This window comes from Psychrosphaera saromensis, from assembly GCF_002954545.1.
Taxonomy (GTDB): Bacteria; Pseudomonadota; Gammaproteobacteria; order Enterobacterales; family Alteromonadaceae; genus Psychrosphaera; species Psychrosphaera saromensis.
This window is the reverse complement of sequence record NZ_MSCH01000004.1, coordinates 1-483: the sequence shown is the minus strand read 5'-3', so window position 1 is coordinate 483 and position 483 is coordinate 1. Positions and strand designations below refer to the sequence as shown.

The 483-nt window shown below is 36.2% G+C and carries 1 tRNA gene; it reads right to left on the bottom strand.

Annotation, left to right across the window (positions count from 1 at the left end):
- Nucleotides 1-279: 279 nt before the first annotated feature.
- Nucleotides 280-355: transfer RNA gene (locus tag BTO11_RS16380), tRNA-Ala, on the bottom strand.
- Nucleotides 356-483: the final 128 nt, after the last annotated feature.

Below are 483 nucleotides of genomic sequence, written 5' to 3'. Positions count from 1 at the left end.
ACAACCTTAAATGCTCTCGCACTAAGTCGTAGGTTATGCCATTTTGATTGCGTTCGCTAAAAACACAATCGACATAAATAACGCTTGAGTTTTCTCTTACAGTGATACAAATTACTTAATCTAATTCCTAAGAACTAAAATAAGATTTATACCTTTATTTTTTATTCAGCTTTCCAATTTGTTAAAGAGCAATTGAGTTTTAAAAAACCCAAATAAATAGACACTAAAGTTAACCACTTAATGTGTATTTATTTGAGCTTATGTTCATTTAAGAAGAAGTGGTGGAGCTATGCGGGATCGAACCGCAGACCTCTTCCGTGCAAGGGAAGCGCTCTCCCAGCTGAGCTATAGCCCCATCTATATGATGGTACATTACCTAAATAATTAGATAATGGTAATTTAGTGCTAGGCTAGGCATTTGATGAGGACGTGTGGTTTCCACACGACGAGTCAAATAACGAAGCATATCGCTAAATTTGGTAG